The sequence below is a fragment of the Halalkalibacillus sediminis genome, from assembly GCF_002844535.1.
Classification (GTDB): domain Bacteria; phylum Bacillota; class Bacilli; order Bacillales; family Alkalibacillaceae; genus Halalkalibacillus_A; species Halalkalibacillus_A sediminis.
In genome coordinates this window covers 395,643-415,792 of the sequence record NZ_PJNH01000001.1, presented here as the reverse complement: position 1 = coordinate 415,792, position 20,150 = coordinate 395,643, and the positions used below count along the sequence as shown (strand labels likewise).

Sequence of the window (20,150 nt, the reverse complement as noted above, 5' to 3'; positions counted from 1 at the left end):
CAATCATTAATCGAAAATTCTCTCTTGAATCATTGGATCAGCCTCAATCAACTGTTTCAACTTCTTGTAATCTTCGTCATTTGTTAAACGATCATGGCGCATAACTTCAATTGCATCTTTTCTTGCTACTTCTAAAGCCCGGTAATCCTCCACAATATCTGCCACCTTGAACTCAGGTAAACCACTTTGTTTTTTTCCAAAAAAGTCTCCTGGCCCCCGAATTTGCAAATCGTGTTCAGAAAGCTCGAATCCGTTTGTCGTTTCAGTCATTACCCTCATACGTTCTTTACCATTTTCAGTTTTAGGATCAGCCAACAAAATACAATAGCTTTGTTCGCTACCTCGCCCCACTCTTCCTCTAAGCTGATGCAATTGTGCCAACCCGAATCTTTCTGCATCATAAATGACCATAATAGTTGCATTAGGTACGTTCACACCAACTTCAATTACAGTGGTCGACACTAACAGCTGAACATTGTTCTCAGCGAAGTCACGCATAATGTCCTCTTTCTCTTGTGCAGGTAAACGGCCGTGCATCAATGCAGTTTTAACTTGGGGTGGCATGACGGAATTCAATTGCTCAAATACATCAACAGCATTTTGTATGTCTAACTGGTCAGATTCTTCTATAAGCGGGCAAATGACATAGGCTTGGTGACCTTTATTGATTTCTTTCATTAAAAAATCATATACTCTTTCAATCATGTTTTCCTTAGCCCAATACGTTTCGACTGGTAGACGCCCTTGTGGCATTTCATCAATGATCGATACATCCATATCCCCGAATGATGTAATAGAAAGAGTCCGAGGTATTGGTGTGGCTGTCATAAACAGTACATCAGGGTTCAAGCCTTTATCTCTCAAGGTTTTTCTCTGCTGTACCCCGAAACGGTGCTGTTCATCAACGATGACTAATCCCAATTGATTAAAGATCGTGTCATCTTGAATCAAGGCATGCGTACCTACCACAATATCAATTTCACCATTACCTAAACGTTCTAAAATCTCTCTTCGTCGTTTCCCTTTAATGGAGCCAGTCAAAGATACGACGGTTAGACGGTCTCCGAACAATTCACTTAAGGAATGTTCATGTTGCTCAGCTAGTATTTCAGTAGGTACCATAAGTGCTCCCTGATTTCCTGCCAAGTTATTAGCGAGTAATGCAATCGCTGCAACAACGGTCTTACCTGACCCAACATCTCCTTGGAGAAGTCGGTTCATTCGATGAGAACTTTTCAGATCGTTCATTATATCCTTCAACGAACTTTTTTGACCTTTTGTCAGTTCGAAAGGGAGCTCTTTAACGAATTGACCTAGTTGATCATCATTAAAAGACTTGCTGAACCCTTCTGTCTGATGTTTATTTTTCATTCGAATCCACTGCATTTTTAATTGAAAAATAAACAATTCCTCAAAGATGAACCGTCTTCTTGCGTGTTTTAATGTTTGTTTCGAAGTAGGTTGATGTAACTCTTTGATAGCTTCACTTCTGGACGGGAGTTTATAATCCTTCAAATATTTATCTGGTAAAATCTCTTCGATTTCATCTACGCTAGCTTTTACTGCATAAGCATTCAGTTTTTTTAAGCCATTAGAAGTAAGGTTACCTTTCGATCGATATATTGGTTGAATAGACTCTTCTTCAAATGTTTGAGTATGAAATTTATGTACGGTCAATTGCAAGCGATGCATGTCCCATTTTCCTGTCAACATCACTTCTTCTCCGCGAACAAGTTTGTCCTTCAGAAAAGCCTGGTTGAAAAAGACAGCCTTGATCGCAACCACTCCAACCTGAATGGTGCATGTGAGTCGCGATTTTTTCCTTCCGAAAAAAGAAAGCTGCGGCTCTGATACAACAGTTCCTTCAATTGTCGCTATTTCTTCGTGAGCGATTTCTTTTAAAGGTTTAATTTCATGGAAATCATAACGAAAAGGAAAGTGGAAGAGTAAGTCTTCCACTTTCCTTATGTCCATCATCTCAAGTTGTTCTGCAGTTTTTTCTCCGACGCTTGGTATGACTGTGACTGGATCATTCAACATGAGATCACTCTTTCCCCATTGCAGGTCCGAAGATTTTAGCGGCAAGAGCCTTACCAGTAGGTGTTGCTGCTAAACCGCCCTCTCCAGTTTCTTTAAGTGCTGGAGACATACTTTGTCCAATCTTGAACATGGCACCTATCACTTCATCAGTCGGGATCCTACTAGTCACACCCGCAAGCGCTAAATCAGCTGATACAATTGCCTGGGATGAGCCCATAGCATTTCGTTTTACACAGGGGACCTCTACTAAACCGGCTACTGGGTCACATACGAGACCAAGCATATTTTTCAAGGTAATAGCCATAGCTTCCGCAGACTGTTGCGGTGATCCACCAGCCATTTCTACTGCTGCAGCACTTGCCATACCAGCTGCTGAGCCTACTTCAGCTTGACATCCTCCAGCTGCACCAGAAATGGATGCATTATTAGCGATCACTTGTCCGAACGCTCCAGAAGTGAATAAGAACCTGATCATTTGATCACGAGTAGGTTTCAAACGAGGCTTCAGGCCGAATAACACACCTGGTACACAGCCCGCACTTCCTGCAGTAGGTGTTGCACAAATGGTACCCATCGCAGCATTCACTTCATTTGTTGCAACCGCTTTACTAACAACGTCTAGCAAAAGATTTCCGGATAAAGATTCTTGCTCCTCCATATATTTTTTTATGAGTACAGCATCTCCCCCGGTTAAACCTGAACGTGATTTCACACCGTTCATTCCGTCTTCAACGGCTTTTTCCATAACATCTAAATTTCGTCCCATTTCAGCAACAATCTCTTCTCGAGGTTTTCCAGTCTCCTCGACCTCCTGTTGAATCATTACTTCTGAAATAGGTATATTTTTATCTTCCGTGATTTGAATCAGTTCACTAATACTTTTGAACAATCGAATCACTCCCCTCTATATCAAAATCTAGTCAGAAATCGTAACAACTTGTTTGATGTGATCACAGGTTTTCAACTCTTCCATTACCCCTGCTGGAAGACGTCCGTCTGTCTCAATAATCATCATCGCGTCGCTTCCTAACTCTTTTCGAGAAACTTCCATGTGACCTATATTTATCTCATACTCTGCAAGTACTTTCGAAACGGATGCAATAGCCCCATAACGATCATCATGCATAATTAAAATCGCAGGTGATTGTCCAGTAAGACGCAACTCGAAACCATTGAGTTCCGTGATTTCAGCCTTACCTCCACCTATCGAAATACCAACGAGCTCAAACTCACCATCATCATCGCCTAAACGAATACGTGCAGTGTTTGGATGCTCAGCAGAGCCCTCCTCCTCTACAAATTCCACATTCATGCCCACTTCTTCAGCATATTTGTATGCGTCCTTGATTCGTTCATCATCTGTATCATAACTCAACAGTCCACCAATTAAAGCTACATCTGTTCCATGACCTTTATACGTTTTGGCAAAGGATCCATACAGATGAATCTTCGCCCACTTTGGCTGACGGCCGTATAGCTGACGTGCCATTAAACCTATTCTTGCAGCCCCTGCTGTATGGGAGCTGGAAGGTCCTATCATTACAGGTCCGATAATATCGAACACCGATCTAAATTTCATTAAGACACCACCCTTATCATTCTACTTCTATTTTATAGGGAAATGGCGGAAATTCCAAATTCTATTTCATTTTTGTCGACAAAATTTGAATGTACATGAGTGAATCGCTATAATATGCTATGGGTTAATAACCTGGGCGGGAGAGGGCTTATATTTTAAAGAAGGAGTACACATGCAACAATTGAATAACAGATGGTCTACTGATGTTATTGCTGGTTTGATCGGGTATTTGACCACAGTGTATATTGTGGTTGTCAACAGCTCTATACTCGCTGAGGCAGGAATTGACCGCGAACAAGCTATGATCGCAACCATCCTTGCAAGCTTTTTTGGATGTCTCATTGTTGGACTTTGGGCGAAAGTGCCACTGATTATTATACCTGGAATGGGTGTAAACGCACTATTCAGCTTCTCAATTGTTCAGCAGTATGGATTCACATTTCAAGAAGGTTTAGGCGTAGTAGTAGTTGCAAGTATTATTTTCCTCATTACCGCCGTCACACCATTAGGTGAAATGTTCAAAAAAGCGATTCCGGACTCATTGAAACATGGTATTACAATTGGTCTAGGACTCTTTTTAGTATTAATTGGACTTGAAAATGGATCATTAATTCAAAGTGGAGACTATTCCATCATTTCATTAGGGGATTTTTCTTCACCTGAAGTAATTGTCAGTCTTTTGACGTTGTTAATCGGAATCTTATTATTTGTAAAAAATGTACCCGCTAATTTCTTACTGACAATGATTTCAGGAACGATCCTGGCGTATGCTTTCGGCGTCTTGGATAATGAAGGTACAACAATTACGATCGATAGTTGGTCAAACCTATTTGTTCTGCCTACGTTCACTCATGCATTTGAGATTACTTTCTGGGTCGCTGTTTTACCGCTCGCTATCGTACTTATATTTGAAAGCATGGGTTTGATTTATGGACAACTTAACATGTTGAACCGATCTGATTCATTCCATCAAACTAATCGAAGTAGCGCTGTAGCAGCTGTCATGAGTGGTTTTTTTGGAACTTCACCAACAATTCCTGCAGCTGAGAGTGCAGCCGTCATTGCAGCAAAAGGTAAAACAGGTATTGCAAGTATAGTGGCAGGTGTATTATTTTTATCTACAATATTTCTGATTCCTTATATATCAATGATCCCTGCTAATGCTATCAGCCCCATATTGATTATCGTGGGAGTATTGATGATGCAGAACATACGATATATAAAAGTGGATGATTTGACCGAGGCATTCCCGACATTTTTAATCATGTTCATGATTCCTTTCACTTATAGCATCGCTGATGGGATGGCATTCGGATTCATCGCCTATCCAATCATCCAGATTGTTACAAGACAGAAAGAGAAAATCTCATGGACGCTCGTGATTATTTCTTGTTTATTCTTAATCGAATTTATTATAAAAGGAATTATGTAAGATTAAAGTTGGCCAGCTTAGTGTTGGTCAACTTTTTTAGTTTAAGGCGAGTTAAAGGATTTTGTTGATTATAAAAGGTTTCAATCCGGGTGATTCTGACGAATCGCTTACCAGCGGACGCTTTCCTGGGGGCACGGCTTCAACTTCCCAAAACTCACGATTCGCAAGTTTTGCGTGATTTTCTACTCGTGCTGCTCCCCTAGGAGTCGCCGCCTCTCGCGATTCTTTAGAATCAACAACAAACTTCAACAGCACCCTATTTAAAATGGCTTTGTTATAATCCAGCTTGTCAAAAACCTTCCACCAAAAAGCAGAGCAAAAATCCCCGATGTGTGCATCGGGGATTACTTTATTAATATTATTCCACTGAGAAAATATATGAATAAATAGGTTGATTGCCTTGGTGGACTTCGACTTCAATTTCATCAAATTTATCTTCGATGAATTGTTCGATTTGCTCCACTTCTTCGTCGCTTCCTTCTTCACCTTGAAGAATCGTTACAATTTCATCTTCACTATCATCAATCATAGCTGTTAATAATTCTTCTATCGCCTTCATTTTATCTGGATTTACGGCTTCAATCGAGCCATCTGAAATCCCCATGAAGTTTCCTTCTTCAATCGTACGACCATCAATCTGAGTGTCTCTGACTGCGTAGGTGACTTGACCTGTTTTCACATACTGCATTGCTTCACTCATACTCTCATGGTTCTCATTCAGATCAGTCTCAGGGTTGTAAGCTAGCATAGCACTCATTCCCTGTGGAACAGATTTAGTAGGGACTACCTTCACCTTGTTATCCACTAATTCCTGAGCCTGTTCAGCTGCCATGATTATATTTTTATTATTTGGTAGTACTAAAACTTCATCTGCGTTCGTTTGTTCGATCGCTTTGACGATATCTTGAGTACTCGGGTTCATCGTCTGTCCACCTTCGATTACTACCGTTGCCCCTAAGCTTTCGAACATCGACTGGATACCATCACCCATTGATACGGTAACGACACCAATAGCTAAGCGTTCTTGCTTCTTAGGAGCTTCCTCTTTCTTTTTATCGCCAACTATGGACGTATGCTGTTCACGCATATTTTCAATTTTCATGTTGATCAGGCTTCCGTACCGTTGACCAATTGTCATAACTTCACCTGGGTATTCAGCGTGAATATGTACTTTCACAACTTCATCATCTGCCACCACAAGTAAAGAATCCCCGTGTTCACTTAATTCTTCACGGTACTGTTCCTCATCGAATGGATTTTCAGCTAGTTTATCTTCTTCAAATTTGACCATAAATTCAGTACAATAGCCGAATTCAATGTCTTCGGTTTCCATAAAGTCTTGGTGCATCTTATGGTGCTCTGCATTAACAAGATCATCTAAAGAAGGAGAAGCTGAACTTGTCTTAGGTAGTTCTTCTCCCTTCAGTGAAGCTAGAAAACCTTCATATACTGTTACTAGACCTTGTCCACCGCTATCTACTACTCCCACTTCTTTAAGAACCGGTAATAGATCAGGCGTACGTTCTAATGACTGTTTTGCTTCTTCTAAAACTTTCTCAAAAAATTCAATTGGATCCTCAGTACTTTTAGCTGCATCTTCTCCGGCTTTAGCCGCATCTTTCGCAACAGTCAAAATCGTACCTTCTACAGGTTTCATAACTGCTTTATAAGCAGTTTGAACGCCTGCGTCTAACGCTGCTGCTAAGTCATTGACTTCTATAGTCTCCAAGTCTTGCACTTGCTTTGAAAAGCCGCGGAATAACTGAGAAAGAATTACACCAGAGTTCCCACGCGCTCCCATCAATAGACCTTTAGCAAAAGAATTTGCAACATTACCGACGTGATCTGAAGAAACATTTTCAATTTCTTTAGCACCAGAAGTCATTGTTAAATTCATATTAGTCCCAGTGTCCCCATCAGGTACTGGAAAAACATTTAAAGAGTCAATCATTTGAGCTTGATTCGATAGATGGTGTGCGCCCAATAGAATCATTTCCGCAAATTGACTACCTTTTAAACCATTACTAGCCACTATCTTTTCCTCCTTCATATACAACAACCAATATTTAGCTTGTCACCCTTACACCATGAATATAAATATTTACGGAATCTACTTGTAGGCCGACCATTTTTCGAATGGCATATTTCACTTGGTTTTGAACATTATGTGCAACTTCAGAAACTTTAGTTCCATAGCTGACAATAATGTACATATCAATTGATAGTTGATCCTCTTCCTGTCTTACGACTACACCTTTAGAAAAATTATCTTTTCCAAGTATTTCAGAAAGTCCATCTTTAAACTGTTTCTTTGATGCCATACCAACGATCCCATAGCATTCAATAGCAGCTCCACCTGCGATTGTCGATACAACTTCATTTGAAATCGTTACTTGACCATATTCATTCGTAAAATCGACTGACATTATTATCCTCCTCGATCTATGACCATAACTAAAGACATTTTACTACATCAGCACTCAATTTAAAAGGTTATTCATCTATTATGTAGCTGTCAAGTAGAAATTCTTGATATGATTCGTGATTACTCGTTGAAATCATGCAAGTCATATGATAAATTATAAAAGTAGTATTTTAGAGATAATAGATAGGCAGGAGGGATATACATGGCTCGCAAATGCCAAGTGACTGGTAGAAAAACAACTACTGGTAATACACGCTCACACGCGATGAATGCAAATAAACGTAAATGGAAATCAAACGTACAAAAAGTACGAGTTATGATTGACGGTAAACCTCAAAAAGTATACGTTTCAGCAAGAGCACTTAAATCAGGTAAAATCGAACGTGCTTAATCGTATATTTTTTCACAAAAAAGCTACCCAATGTTGGGTAGCTTTTTTGTTTCCACTACTTTTTAATAAATACGCCCCTCATCGCTCTTACAAATCCACCAACAAACCTCGGAAGTTTTACAATATAAAATCTCAAACCTTCCCCCTCCTATACCTACACCATTGAATGAGATTGTACCTTACTTTAATCACGGCTCTTTACAACTAATAATATGCCTGTGCTAAAAGAATAAGTACCTTTTTTTTCGTTCCATTCGTTGGAAACTGTCAAGGAAGAATCACTAGAGATGTTTTCATCTTCTAATTCATATCGAAAACCCTTTAATGATAAGTGTTCAACCTTTTCAGTCATAGGAAGAAAAGAAATATATTTATAACGTAAATCTTTTTCTAACTTATAAGTATCAGGATATTTGATCGTAAGTTCGTTGTGCTTGTTGATCATCCATGCATCAATCCGTTTCTCTGAAAATTTCTTCAGTAGATTGATATTCATCCACTCATGATCAAGCCTTCCCCCAGTAGCTCCAAATATGAGAACTAGATCGGGGTCCATTTTGATAGCCTGATCAATACCTATTTCTAAATCCGTTTGATCTTTGTCATTTGGAAATTGTAAGACTTCTGATACCTGAGAAATTTCAGAGAGTTCCGTTTCAGTCATCGAATCGAAGTCACCGACTGCCAAATCTGGATTAATATTTTGAGACTTCAGGTGTAGGCACCCTTCGTCAACACCAATCCAAAAATCTATGGATAAGTATTCGCTAAAAGAAGGAAGTTCATTTTTAGGGCCTCCTGCCACTATACCAACTGTCTTCAAAACACATCCCCCTTTTTGTACGTCTTACAGACTGTTTCTTAACTTTTGAACTGCAGCTTGGCGATCCGATTGATTAAAAATGGCACTTCCCGCAACGAGAACATCCGCTCCTGCATCCACACAAGTCTTAATCGTCTCTTCATTCACTCCGCCATCAACTTCAATTTCATATGTGAAACCATTCATTTCACGTAAACGATTCAACTCTTCTATTTTCCCTACTCCAGATTGAATGAATTTCTGACCACCGAAGCCTGGATTGACAGTCATGACAAGCACTAGATCAATATCTTGCAGTATCGGTTCAATGGCCTGAACTGGAGTTGAAGGATTAATGACCACTCCAGCTTTAACACCTTCATTTTTTATTTGTTGGATCACACGGTGTAGGTGTGGACAAGTTTCTTGGTGCACTGAAATGATATCTGCACCAGCTTTGGCAAACGCAGAAATATAATTTTCCGGGTTTTCGATCATCAAATGAACATCTAACGGTAAATCTGTTAGAGGACGCACAGCGTCAACAATTAAAGGACCAATTGTGATGTTTGGAACAAAATGACCGTCCATTACATCAACATGTATATAATCAACGGATGTTTCGACTTCTTTAATTTCGTCTCCTAATTTAGAGAAATCTGCTGACAGAATTGAAGGAGCAATTTTCACCATATCAATACCTCGGCTTTCTATTTTTTATTTCTTCGTAAAAATCAAGATAATGTTCATACCGAAAAGCTTGGATCTCACCTTGTTCAACTGCGGCCTTTACAGCACACTTAGGCTCGTTCACATGGAAGCAACCACGAAACTTACACCCTTCCTCTCGATCAACGAATTCTGGAAAACATTCTCTTAAATCTTCTAATTCTATTCCGTCGAATTCAAGGGAACTGAATCCAGGTGTATCTGCAATATATCCTTCAAATACCGGATGCAATTCCACATGACGAGTGGTGTGTTTTCCTCTACCTAAACTTTTTGATATATCATTTGTTTCCAAATTTAATTCTGGTTTCAATCGATTGAGAATAGTTGATTTACCAACTCCAGATTGGCCAGCAATTACTGAAATGCGATCATTTAAGTATGGACGGATTTGTTCAGCAAAAGCATCATTCTCATTCGGTATCATCAACGTTCGATAACCAGCTTTTTCATAAGCTTTCGCATATTCTTTACAAGAGTCCTGTACTTCTTTATCTGCTAAGTCACCTTTGGTAAATAGTAACAGTGGCTCAATTTCTTTATGCTCTACCAATACAAGAAAACGATTTAGTAACAATGGATTAAGTGGTGGTTCGATCATAGAGCTGACAATGATTGCTTGGTCCACGTTGGCCACTGGAGGACGAACCAATTCATTACTACGGTCGTGAATTTTTTGAATGGTTCCTGATTGACTATCTGGATCTAATTCAAATTCCACAATATCCCCTACAAGAGGAGATACCTTTTGTTTTCTAAATAGCCCTCTCCCCTTGCAAGTATAAGTTTCATTTTCTGCCATGACATAATAGAAACCACTCAGCGCCTTAACTATTTTACCTTGAATCATAGGTTACTCCTCTCTTGCTTGTTCATAAGGGATTGTATCTTCTTCATAAATTTCGCCATCCACAAGGACACGATATTGACCTTCTTCTTCAGGTGCAATGTTCAACTTAATAGTATAAGTTGTGCTTTCGTATATCGTTTCTTCGTAATGAAGGTCATTGATGTTTCTGTTGCTATCACCAATAAAGATTTGCACTTCTTGACCTTCTTCTTGTTCTTTCTTGTTATTCTCTCCTTCTTCCGCATTCTCATTTTCCGGAGGAGGTTCAGGAGCCTCGTACTCAACTGTAAAAGTAACTTCTTCAGTTACTGGTTGTAAATCTGGACCTTTGGATACAACTACTTCTACTTCGTCACCTTGGTCCATTTCTGTGTTAGGCCTAGGATTTTGACGAATAATTCGACCTTCACGTACTTCCTCTGAAAACTCTTCTTCAGTTACAAGTGTAAGCTCATTTTCACTGACATAGTTCTGAGCATCTTCAAGCGTCCATCCTTCTAATGATTGTAAACTGACAGTCGGTGGTCCAGTACTAACGTCAAAAATAACCCGTGTATCTTCTGGTAAAATTTCTTCCCCAGGTTCTGGCTGAATTTGACTCAAAATTTCACCTTCTGGTCGTTCAGATTCTCTTCCATATGAAATGACTTCCATATATCCGTTCGCCTCTAAATACCTTTTGGTTTCTTCAAAATCATCTCCTACATAATCAGGAAACTCAATCTTTTCTTGCCCTAAGCTTGTGTATAATGTGACCGTTGATTCTTCTTTAACGGTTGAACCACCAGATGGTGATGTACGCACTACCAACCCTTCTTCTACTTCATCTGAAAAAACAGACTCTCTTTCTACGTCCAGGTTAAGATCACTTAATTCATTGACTGCTTCCTCATAACTGGAACCTTCTACATCTGGAATAGTTACATCATCAGGCATGAACATGGAAGGCAGTACAAACAGAGCTACAATTACCCCGATAGCCAACAGTGCTGAAAAAGACAAAAGGAAAATCAGCCACTTATTTTTCTTTTTGGGAGGACGATCTTCTGATTTTACTTTATTCATAACCACGGTTTCATCTGCTGTATGGTTGGTATAACCAGTCTTATCAGATATGACCGGCATTGCTTTTGTCTCTTCCCCTTCTTCCACTGGTGCTACGAACCTTTCTTCATCTCTACGAGAAGGGTCGAGTAGTGTATCTAAATCCTCTTGCATTTCTTCAATCGAGGCATATCGATTAAGTGGGTTTTTAGATGTAGCTTTCAGTACCATGTTTTCTACACTTTGAGGTAAATCAGGGTGAAAGCTTTTTACAAATGGGGTTTCTGTCTGCATATGTTTCAATGCAATGGAAACCGCTGATTCTCCAGAAAAAGGTAATTGACCCGTCAGCATCTCATACAAAACAATGCCTAACGAGTATATGTCAGACTTTCGGGTAGCTGTTCCACCCCTTGCTTGCTCAGGTGACAAATAATGTACTGAACCTAATACATTATTGGTTTGAGTCAAAGATGTAGCACTTAGAGCCATCGCAATCCCAAAGTCTGTGATTTTGACAGTTCCATCTTGATCAATCAGTATGTTCTGAGGTTTGATATCGCGATGGATAATTCCGTTGTGATGAGCGTGTGCGATTGCATCAGTCAACTGTCTTAAGATATGTACAGACTCATGAACGGTCAAATGGCCTTTATTGTTTATGTGTTGTTTTAAAGTTAAACCTTCCACATACTCCATCACGATATAGTAGATATTGTCATCTTCTTCACCGACATCGTATATGCTCACAATGTGATCATTAGATAAACTGATTGCAGATTCGGCTTCTCTTCTGAATCGTTTGATGAACTCATGATCATTGGAATATTCCATTTTCAATACTTTGATGGCTACATCACGATCAAGGATGATGTCCCTTGCCAAATATACATTTGACATACCACCGCCACCTATGGAATGCAGCACTTCATAACGTTCATTCAACATTTTCCCGTTTAACATGAAGCTTCACCTTCTTCAGGTGCGACATTTTTCAAATAGGCCACAGTAATGTTATCTTCCCCACCACGATCGTTTGCACTTGAAACCATTTGAGTGACTACCTCTTCAATATCCATTTCACTTCTAGCGATTTCATAAAGGTCCTTTGAACTTAATTTGTTTGTCAGACCATCTGTGCAAATAATGAGTGAATCGTTAGTAGACCACTTGAAAGTATTGATGTCGATCTTAACATCTTGCTCTGTTCCTAGAGCTTGTAAGAGAATATTTTTTTTAGGATGATCCTCTGCTTCTTCTTCTGATATTTCACCGCTTTTAACCAGTTCATATACGTAGGAGTGGTCTTCTGTTATTTGATAAATCTCTGAATCATCTAAATGATATAAACGACTATCACCTACATGACATGAAACCACATCATCCCCGTATATAGTAGCAGCCACTACAGTCGTGCCCATCCCAGCACACTCAGGGTGTTCCTCAGAATAATCAATGATCATCTGGTTGGCAGAACCGATAGCTTCTTTCAACCACTCTTCAAGTTCAACGAGTGATTCGAATTCTCCGGTGTTTTCCCAAGACTGCTCCAGGCTTTGAATAACAAGTTGACTAGCTACGTCACCAGCTTGATGACCTCCCATACCGTCTGCAAGTACAACAAGCAAGTGATCGTTTTGATTATAAAAAACACCTGCAGCATCTTCATTCAGTTTTCTCACTTTTCCTTTATCTGAAGATAAATATACTTCCATTGCGTTAAGCACCTCGTTCTCCGTTCATAGGATCTGTTAATATTTCCACTGTAAACGTGTGATGAAAAATCCATCCGCTTGAAAATCTTGAGGGAATATCTGTAGTCCGAATTCTGACAGACCATCAAGCGATTGACATTCTTTAGGCAATTGATCGAAAAAGCTCTGGTCTACTTCTAGTTCTGGAAATTCTTTAAGGACCTTATCTATTTGCCACTCATTTTCAGCATGGTCCACGGTACATGTACTATATACCAACTTCCCATCTTTTTTCATTAACGGCAAAACAGAATGAAGTAGTTCGTTTTGAATAGTCGATAACTGTTCAATATCAGATACATTTTTATGATACTTAATATCCGGTTTACTTCTTAGCACCCCTAAACCGGAGCATGGAGCATCGAGTAGAATACGATCGAAAGTTTCTTCAGAATGAACTTCTTGAAGCTTTCTGCTATCGTATGGATTCGTTTGTATGTTTGAAAGATTCAATGTCTCTGCTTTATCTTTCACTAATTTAACTTTTTTTGCATGAAGATCATATGCTAATACTTCGCCAGAATCTTTCATCTTTTCAGCGATGTGAGTAGCCTTACCCCCAGGTGCACTGCAAGCATCTAAAACTTTCATATTCTCTTCAAGATCCATCATCTCAGAAACTAACATAGACGTTTCATCCTGGATGGTTATTTGATTAGGGAATAGACTACTATTAAGTACGTTACCAGTGTCGACATGAATTCCTTGAGGCGATAAGCCCGCTTCAGAAACTTCATAGCCTTCACTTTGTAATATATCCATTGCTTGATTTCGCGTCAATTTAAGTGGTTGGACTCTTACCGAAACTTGTTTCTGAATAATGTTGGAATGACACATTTCGCTTGTTTTCTCATATCCATACTGATCAACCCAACGCTCAACCATCCAAGCTGGGTGACTCGTTTCAACTGACAATCTTTCCACGGGATCCTCTATCGTAGAAAAATCTGCCACACCTTTTCGTTGAATGTTTCTGAGAACACCATTAACAAAGCCAGATATACCTCGGTGGCCCTTCTTTTTCGAAATCTGTACCGCTTCATTAATAATCGCATGATCCGGCACTCGGTCTAAATAAACCATCTGATATACGGACATGTAAAGCAGCCACTGCACCCATTTATCAAGTTTTTTGTTTCCGACGAACGGCTTCAAATAGAACTGCAGCGTCAACTTCCTTTGTAAACTACCATATACGATTTCTGTTAGTAGACCTTTATCTTGGTTTGAAAGATCATTTTTTTGGATTGCTTGATTGATTAAAATATGGCTATAGCCACCATGTTCACCGACTTGTTGCAATAATTGCAACGCGACTTCACGTAAATTTTTCTTGCTCATATTATCATCCTAACTTATCTCCTACAGCAAAATAATCACTGGAACCTCTTAAGAAGTCTTCTGCTTTCATACGTTTTTTCCCAGACACTTGTAAGTCCGTAATCTGAATGGCCTTGCCATCACCTGTTGCAACCAATGGACCATTTTCTTCAACTTCAATAATAGTTCCTGGAACTTCATCAGTTGAACGGTTCACTTTTTCCGCCCACCAAACTTTCAAAGACTTCCCTTGGTAAGTAGTGAAAGCGACCGGCCAAGGGTGTAGCCCCCGGACTTGGTTATATATTTCTTTCTGTGATTTTTCCCATTCAATATGTTCTTTTTCACGCTTAATATTAGAAGCAAAAGTCGCTTCCTCATCATTTTGTTCAATTGGGGTCAACTCCCCTTCAAATAAAGGAGGAAGTGTCTCTAATAATAGCTGGGCTCCAATATCTGAAAGTTTGTCATGTAAACTTCCGACGTGGTCTGATTCCTCGATTTTTATAGATCGCTGCTCAATCATGGCACCTGCATCCAATGCTTCAACCATGTACATGATCGTTATACCTGTTTCTTCTTTTCCATCAATGATTGCATGATGGATTGGTGCTCCACCTCTGTATTCAGGTAATAAGGAAGCATGTACGTTTATGCAGCCAAATGGAGGGGAGTCTAATAATTCTTTCGGTAAGATCTGCCCATAGGCCGCAGTCACTATCAAATCAGGTTCATAGGATAAAATATCTTCATACTCGACTCTTACTTTTTCCGGTTGTAGCACAGGTATATGATGCTCTTCAGCACACGATTTTACCGGCGGAGGGGTTAGTACCCTTTTTCTCCCTTTAGGACGATCAGGTTGTGTCACTACGGCAACAACCTCGTATGGTGATTCTATTAAGTTCTCTAGAATAGGTACACTGAAGTCAGGAGTCCCCATAAAAATTATTCGTTTACTCATCCAATACTCCTCTACATAAAGTGATAAGGTTCAAAATCTATTGTTATTTGTATTTTATTTTGATTAATTTCTTTTTTGAATTTCTCTAAAACCTCTCGAAGTGCTTGATCCACTTCTTCTCTACGCTTGTATTTTATCATGCATTGGTAACGATAGCGATTTTTTATACGTAACATCGGTGACGGTGTAGGCCCCATCAAAAGACTCTCTTGTGACAGTTTCTCAGCTAGTATTCCGGCAATCTCTTGGGCTGTTTCAACTACCTGTACATGGTTATCGTGAGATATATTAATCAGTGCCAGAAAATAATATGGAGGATACGAGAATCTCTTTCTTAATTGCATCTCTTTCTTAAAGAAAGATTCGAAATCATATTGGCTAGCTAACTCAATGCTATAGTGATCAGGTGTATAGGATTGTACAACTACTTCTCCTGGCAGTTCGTGTCTTCCAGCTCTTCCGCTGACCTGGGTCAGTAATTGAAATGTCTTTTCACTAGCACGAAAATCTGGGAGGTGAAGAATGGCATCCGCCGCAATTACTCCGACTAGAGTTACATTTTCAAAGTCCAGTCCTTTTGCGATCATCTGTGTACCTAGTAATATGTCCGCTTCGCCTCTACCAAATTCATTCAGTAATTTCTCGTGGGATCCTTTTCGGCTCGTCGTATCGACATCCATCCGAATGACTCTTGCCTGTTCAAACTGCTGAAGCAAAGCCTCTTCCACTTTCTGAGTCCCTGTACCAAAGAAACGGATCGCGTCACTTTCACACTTGGGGCATCTTTGAGGCATTGGTTTAACATCATTACAGTAGTGACACTTTAATTGGTTTTTCTTCTGGTGATACGTCATAGAAATATCACAATTATCACAATGAATGGTTTCACCACATTCACGGCACATTACAAAACTTGAATACCCTCTTCGATTCAAGAGAAGAACGATTTGTTCTTTTCTCTCCAAGCGTTCTTGAATTTTTTCCACTAATAAATCGGAAAACATCGTGCGATTCCCTTTTTGTAATTCTAAACGCATATCAACGACATCGATTGAAGGTAGCTCTTGTTCATTAATTCTTTCATCTAGACTTAATAAATGATAAACACCTTTCAATGCACGGGCGTAAGTTTCTAAAGTAGGAGTTGCACTTCCTAAGACTACTGGACACTTGTGATATGTACCACGAAACTTTGCCACATCTCTAGCATGGTACTTTGGATAGTCTTCCTGTTTATAGGTATTTTCATGCTCCTCGTCAATGATGATAATCCCAAGATTTTCAAATGGTGCAAAAATCGCAGAACGTGCACCGACTACAACCCTGACTTCGTTACGGTGAATTTTCCGCCATTCATCATATTTCTCTCCCTTTGATAGCCCACTATGAAGCACTGCAACTTCATCTCCAAACCTTGATTTGAACCGGTGGACCATTTGGGGAGTAAGGGAAATTTCAGGAACCAATACAATCGCTTCCTGCCCTTTCTCTAGGACTCTTTGAATGGACTGTAAATAGATTTCAGTTTTTCCGCTCCCTGTTACTCCATGAAGCAAAAACATCTCATGTTGATTATTATTAATATTTTGAATGATTGGCTCTATGACTGTCTGTTGTTTTTTAGTCAGATTCAAGGGATAACTCTGTTCGATTACATGATTTTTAAATGGATCCCTGTAGATTTCTTTTTTAGTAAAGCGTAACAATTTTTCACTGACCAATTTTTGAATTGGACTTTTAGTGATATTGAGTTCATTTTGTAATTTCTTTAATTCTACAGCTTCGTAATGTTCAGTCATGAAAGCTAATACTTCACGCTGCTTTCTCGCATTTCCTGAAAGTTGTTCTAAATGCTCTTGTAATACATACTCTTCAACAGCCGGCTCTACATATGTAACAGTCTTCACTTGATCTTTTCGCTGAACGTTGTATTTTATATCTATTAACTCTTCTTGTACGAGTTTAGTTACTTGATGCGGAGAAACCGAACTCTCTTCCACTTCCTGAAAAGGGAATACTTCTCTCCCTTGAGAGACATTCTTCCACTCTTCGGGAAACTCTTCATCTTCTGCCAACATCCACACTTCTTTTTCATAAGTCGCTTTGAAAACCGCGGGTAACATCGCTTGCATAGCAGAAATCCGAAAACATAACGTTGTTTCCTGCATCCACTTCGATAGATGTATCAGTTCTTCTGTAAAAATAGGAGTGTAATCTAATACAGATTCAACTTCTCTTAATTTAGATATTTCACTCTGGTCAGATAATGACACGACAAACCCCATCACTTTTCTTGGCCCGAACGGCACAATTACCCTTACTCCGGGCTTGACGACATCTTCAAGTGAGGATGGAATCTCGTAATCAAATAATGAGTCGATGGAGGAAGCAGCAACATCGATGACTACGTTAGCAATCCTCAACTTTTCTCACCCTGCTTTTCTTCAATGAAAATCTCGAATAACCTTTCAGAAATTTTAGCCTTTGAAGATTGTGGGATTGCTTCTTTTAAACCTCTCTTGGTCAATACAATTACTTCATTTTCATCAGACTGGAATCCAGTAGAAGTAGAGCTAACATCATTCATGACGATTGCATCAAGATTCTTCTTTTCTAATTTTTTATTGCCGTAATATTCAATGTCCTTCGTCTCAGCAGCAAAACCGACAAGGTATTCTTGTTGTTTTTGTTCACCTAGCTCTTTCAGGATATCGTTCGTTCTTTCCATTTCAACCACTAGATTTCCTTCATGCTTTTTCATTTTATGTTCATGAGTTTGTTTCGGGCGATAATCCGCTACAGCTGCAGCTTTTATGATGATATCCTGATCATTTTTATGGTTCATCACTGCTTCATACATTTCCTGTGCAGTCGTCACTGAGACATAATTGATTCCACTTGGTGGATCGATTACAACCGGTCCAGCAATCAAAGTTACTTCTGCTCCCCAACGATGTGCTACCTCAGCTAATGCAAAGCCCATCTTCCCTGACGAACGATTGGAGAAAAAGCGCACTGGATCAACGGTTTCTCTCGTTGGGCCAGCTGTTATGAGGACTTTCTTACCTTTCAGTTTATTTTCATCTTGTTGATTCTGAATGATGACTTCAATAATATTTTCAGGCTCCTCTAGACGACCCTTCCCTACATAACCACATGCTAAATAGCCATCACCTGGTTCTATAAAGCGATAGCCGTAATTATCTAGGGTCTTTAAATTTTCTATCACTGATGGATGTTCGTACATATGCACGTTCATGGCTGGTGCAATGTAGACAGGTGCTGTGGTAGCAAGTAATGTTGTCGTCAACATATCATCTGCTAGTCCATTAGCAAGGCGCCCTAATAAGTGAGCTGTGGCAGGCGCTAATATAACGAGATCTGCCCAATCAGCTAGATCGATATGAGCTATTTTGTCAGGATTTTTTTCATCAAAAGCATCTGTGAACACAGGGTTTCGAGACAAGGCTTGAAAAGTGAGTGGTTGGACGAACTCAGTTGCGCCTTCTGTCATGATCACTCGAACTTCAGCCCCCTGCTGAACCAGCTTACTTGTTAGTGAGCATGCCTTGTATGCTGCTATTCCACCTGATACTCCGAGTAAGACCTTTTTACCTTTTAGCATTGTTTTCACTCCTAAAAGTACTAAGTAAAGAAAAAACAACCTGTTTCTTCAGGTTGTTTAAAAATACAGTAGATGAATTGGGTTATTCACTCTTTTGTAGAGTCAGTCTCTCATCCATGATCTCTTCTAAAGCAACCCCAACAAATTTATCTGATTTCGGGTTTTCGACAAGAGATTCGTCTTTGCTTTCCATTTCTCTCGCACGCTTTGCAGAAATGATCACGAGCGAATACTTAGAATTGATCTTCGTCAATAGATTATCAACAGATGGTTCTAGAATCATATACGTTCACTCCCTAACGCTTTTTGATATTGCTTAGCAACACGTTCTCGCTTACAATGCTCACTTACGACAATCGATTGGATTCTGGCTACTGCTTTCTCAACCTCATCATTTACCACGACATAGTCATAAGCATCCATCATATCTATTTCCTTTTGTGCTTCTTTTAAACGGTTAAGTACTAAGTCCTCTGTTTCAGTTCCTCGGTTGATGATTCGATTTTTCAATACCTCTAAACTAGGTGGGAATAAGAATATGAAAACTCCTTCAGGAAAATTCTCACGCACTTTCATCGCGCCTTGTACTTCTATCTCTAGAAATACGTCTTTTCCTTCATCTAAAGTTTTTTCGACATACTCTTTTGGTGTGCCATAATAATTACCCACATACTCAGCATACTCAATTAACTCGTCGGCTTCAATCATTTTTTGTACTTCTTCTCTCTTTTTGAAGAAATAATCGATGCCATTTCTCTCGCCTTCACGAGGTTCTCTAGTAGTAACTGAGATCGAGTATTCCAAGGCTGGGTCTTTTTCAAATAATGATTTACGTACTGTCCCTTTACCTACACCCGAAGGTCCGGATAGGATAAAAAGGATTCCTCTTTCGTCCTTCAACACATTTCCTCCTAGTTATCGATGTTCATATCTTCATTAACGACACGTTGACCGACTGTTTCTGGTTGAACAGCAGACAAGATGACATGGTCACTATCTGTCACAATCACTGCACGTGTTCTTCTTCCATATGTAGCATCTACCAATTTATTAGTATCACGTGCAACAGTTATAATACGTTTAATTGGGGCAGACTCAGGAGATACGATGGAAATGATGCGATTTGCTGATACGACGTTCCCAAATCCAATATTAATTAGTTTTAAGTTCATGATTAACTCCCCTAACATTTCAA

At 39.5% G+C, this 20,150-nt stretch carries 21 protein-coding genes; 2 read left to right on the top strand and 19 right to left on the bottom strand.

Features of this window, described 5'->3' with window-relative positions:
• Positions 1 to 6: 6 nt before the first annotated feature.
• From recG to sdaAB, 3 genes are read right to left on the bottom strand one after another with little or no spacing between them, the layout of a single operon-like run.
• Positions 7 to 2,040, bottom strand: a complete 2,034-nt coding sequence (recG, locus tag CEY16_RS02175) for an ATP-dependent DNA helicase RecG (RefSeq protein ID WP_101330328.1) — start codon at positions 2,038 to 2,040, stop codon at positions 7 to 9.
• 4 nt (positions 2,041 to 2,044) lie between these two features.
• Positions 2,045 to 2,929 carry an L-serine ammonia-lyase, iron-sulfur-dependent, subunit alpha gene (gene sdaAA, locus CEY16_RS02170; RefSeq protein WP_101330327.1) on the bottom strand — a complete coding sequence of 295 codons (885 nt, stop codon included), beginning with the start codon at positions 2,927 to 2,929 and terminating at the stop codon, positions 2,045 to 2,047.
• A 27-nt stretch (positions 2,930 to 2,956) separates the two neighbouring features.
• Entirely contained in the window at positions 2,957 to 3,619 is a 663-nt protein-coding gene (gene sdaAB, locus CEY16_RS02165) for an L-serine ammonia-lyase, iron-sulfur-dependent subunit beta (RefSeq protein ID WP_101330326.1), read from the bottom strand.
• Positions 3,620 to 3,791: 172 nt separating this feature from the next.
• On the opposite strand from sdaAB, the gene CEY16_RS02160 reads away from it, so the two are divergent.
• Positions 3,792 to 5,051 (top strand): NCS2 family permease, encoded by a 1,260-nt coding sequence (locus CEY16_RS02160; protein ID WP_101330325.1) that lies wholly within the window; start codon positions 3,792 to 3,794, stop codon positions 5,049 to 5,051.
• Between the two features lie 51 nt (positions 5,052 to 5,102).
• Here the strand turns inward: CEY16_RS02160 and CEY16_RS15370 are convergent, their stop codons facing one another.
• The 3 genes from CEY16_RS15370 to CEY16_RS02145 form a co-directional block, all read right to left on the bottom strand.
• On the bottom strand, positions 5,103 to 5,300 hold the full coding sequence (locus CEY16_RS15370) for a hypothetical protein (protein ID WP_238378735.1): 198 nt from the start codon (positions 5,298 to 5,300) through the stop codon (positions 5,103 to 5,105).
• 109 nt (positions 5,301 to 5,409) lie between these two features.
• Positions 5,410 to 7,083, bottom strand: coding sequence for a DAK2 domain-containing protein (locus tag CEY16_RS02150; RefSeq protein WP_420795504.1), 1,674 nt, complete (start codon positions 7,081 to 7,083; stop codon positions 5,410 to 5,412).
• Between the two features lie 34 nt (positions 7,084 to 7,117).
• Complete coding sequence (locus tag CEY16_RS02145; protein WP_101330322.1) at positions 7,118 to 7,477, bottom strand: Asp23/Gls24 family envelope stress response protein; 360 nt, start codon at positions 7,475 to 7,477, stop codon at positions 7,118 to 7,120.
• 201 nt (positions 7,478 to 7,678) lie between these two features.
• Between CEY16_RS02145 and rpmB the strand changes: the two genes are divergently transcribed.
• The gene (gene rpmB, locus CEY16_RS02140; protein WP_101330321.1) at positions 7,679 to 7,867 is read left to right on the top strand and encodes a 50S ribosomal protein L28; all 189 of its coding nucleotides are present in this window, start codon (positions 7,679 to 7,681) and stop codon (positions 7,865 to 7,867) included.
• Positions 7,868 to 7,922: 55 nt separating this feature from the next.
• On the opposite strand, the gene spoVM is transcribed toward rpmB, so the two are convergent.
• From spoVM to remA, 13 genes are all read right to left on the bottom strand, one after another.
• A complete protein-coding gene (gene spoVM / locus CEY16_RS15570) occupies positions 7,923 to 8,003 on the bottom strand; it encodes a stage V sporulation protein SpoVM (RefSeq protein ID WP_101330320.1) in 81 nt (26 codons plus the stop codon).
• A 48-nt stretch (positions 8,004 to 8,051) separates the two neighbouring features.
• A complete protein-coding gene (locus CEY16_RS02130) occupies positions 8,052 to 8,690 on the bottom strand; it encodes a thiamine diphosphokinase (protein WP_101330319.1) in 639 nt (212 codons plus the stop codon).
• A gap of 24 nt (positions 8,691 to 8,714) precedes the next feature.
• Entirely contained in the window at positions 8,715 to 9,362 is a 648-nt protein-coding gene (rpe, locus tag CEY16_RS02125; protein ID WP_101330318.1) for a ribulose-phosphate 3-epimerase, read from the bottom strand.
• Between the two features lies 1 nt (position 9,363).
• A complete protein-coding gene (gene rsgA, locus CEY16_RS02120) occupies positions 9,364 to 10,248 on the bottom strand; it encodes a ribosome small subunit-dependent GTPase A (protein ID WP_101330317.1) in 885 nt (294 codons plus the stop codon).
• Between the two features lie 3 nt (positions 10,249 to 10,251).
• The gene (gene pknB / locus CEY16_RS02115) at positions 10,252 to 12,255 is read right to left on the bottom strand and encodes a Stk1 family PASTA domain-containing Ser/Thr kinase (RefSeq protein ID WP_101330316.1); all 2,004 of its coding nucleotides are present in this window, start codon (positions 12,253 to 12,255) and stop codon (positions 10,252 to 10,254) included.
• A complete protein-coding gene (locus CEY16_RS02110) occupies positions 12,249 to 13,007 on the bottom strand; it encodes a Stp1/IreP family PP2C-type Ser/Thr phosphatase (RefSeq protein WP_101330315.1) in 759 nt (252 codons plus the stop codon). Before CEY16_RS02110 ends, pknB begins: the two co-directional genes overlap by 7 nt.
• A 36-nt stretch (positions 13,008 to 13,043) precedes the next feature.
• Positions 13,044 to 14,387: a 16S rRNA (cytosine(967)-C(5))-methyltransferase RsmB gene (rsmB, locus tag CEY16_RS02105; RefSeq protein WP_101330314.1), complete on the bottom strand. Its 1,344-nt coding sequence runs from the start codon at positions 14,385 to 14,387 to the stop codon at positions 13,044 to 13,046.
• Between the two features lie 4 nt (positions 14,388 to 14,391).
• Positions 14,392 to 15,330 (bottom strand): methionyl-tRNA formyltransferase, encoded by a 939-nt coding sequence (gene fmt, locus CEY16_RS02100; RefSeq protein ID WP_101330313.1) that lies wholly within the window; start codon positions 15,328 to 15,330, stop codon positions 14,392 to 14,394.
• Between the two features lie 11 nt (positions 15,331 to 15,341).
• Positions 15,342 to 17,753 (bottom strand): primosomal protein N', encoded by a 2,412-nt coding sequence (gene priA, locus CEY16_RS02095; RefSeq protein WP_101330312.1) that lies wholly within the window; start codon positions 17,751 to 17,753, stop codon positions 15,342 to 15,344.
• Entirely contained in the window at positions 17,750 to 18,955 is a 1,206-nt protein-coding gene (gene coaBC / locus CEY16_RS02090) for a bifunctional phosphopantothenoylcysteine decarboxylase/phosphopantothenate--cysteine ligase CoaBC (protein ID WP_101330311.1), read from the bottom strand. Before coaBC ends, priA begins: the two co-directional genes overlap by 4 nt.
• Before the next feature lie 82 nt (positions 18,956 to 19,037).
• Positions 19,038 to 19,235 (bottom strand): DNA-directed RNA polymerase subunit omega, encoded by a 198-nt coding sequence (rpoZ, locus tag CEY16_RS02085; RefSeq protein ID WP_101331114.1) that lies wholly within the window; start codon positions 19,233 to 19,235, stop codon positions 19,038 to 19,040.
• Positions 19,235 to 19,855 carry a guanylate kinase gene (gmk, locus tag CEY16_RS02080; RefSeq protein WP_101330310.1) on the bottom strand — a complete coding sequence of 207 codons (621 nt, stop codon included), beginning with the start codon at positions 19,853 to 19,855 and terminating at the stop codon, positions 19,235 to 19,237. Before gmk ends, rpoZ begins: the two co-directional genes overlap by 1 nt.
• Positions 19,856 to 19,866: 11 nt before the next feature.
• The gene (remA, locus tag CEY16_RS02075) at positions 19,867 to 20,127 is read right to left on the bottom strand and encodes an extracellular matrix/biofilm regulator RemA (protein ID WP_101330309.1); all 261 of its coding nucleotides are present in this window, start codon (positions 20,125 to 20,127) and stop codon (positions 19,867 to 19,869) included.
• Between the last annotated feature and the right edge of the window lie 23 nt (positions 20,128 to 20,150).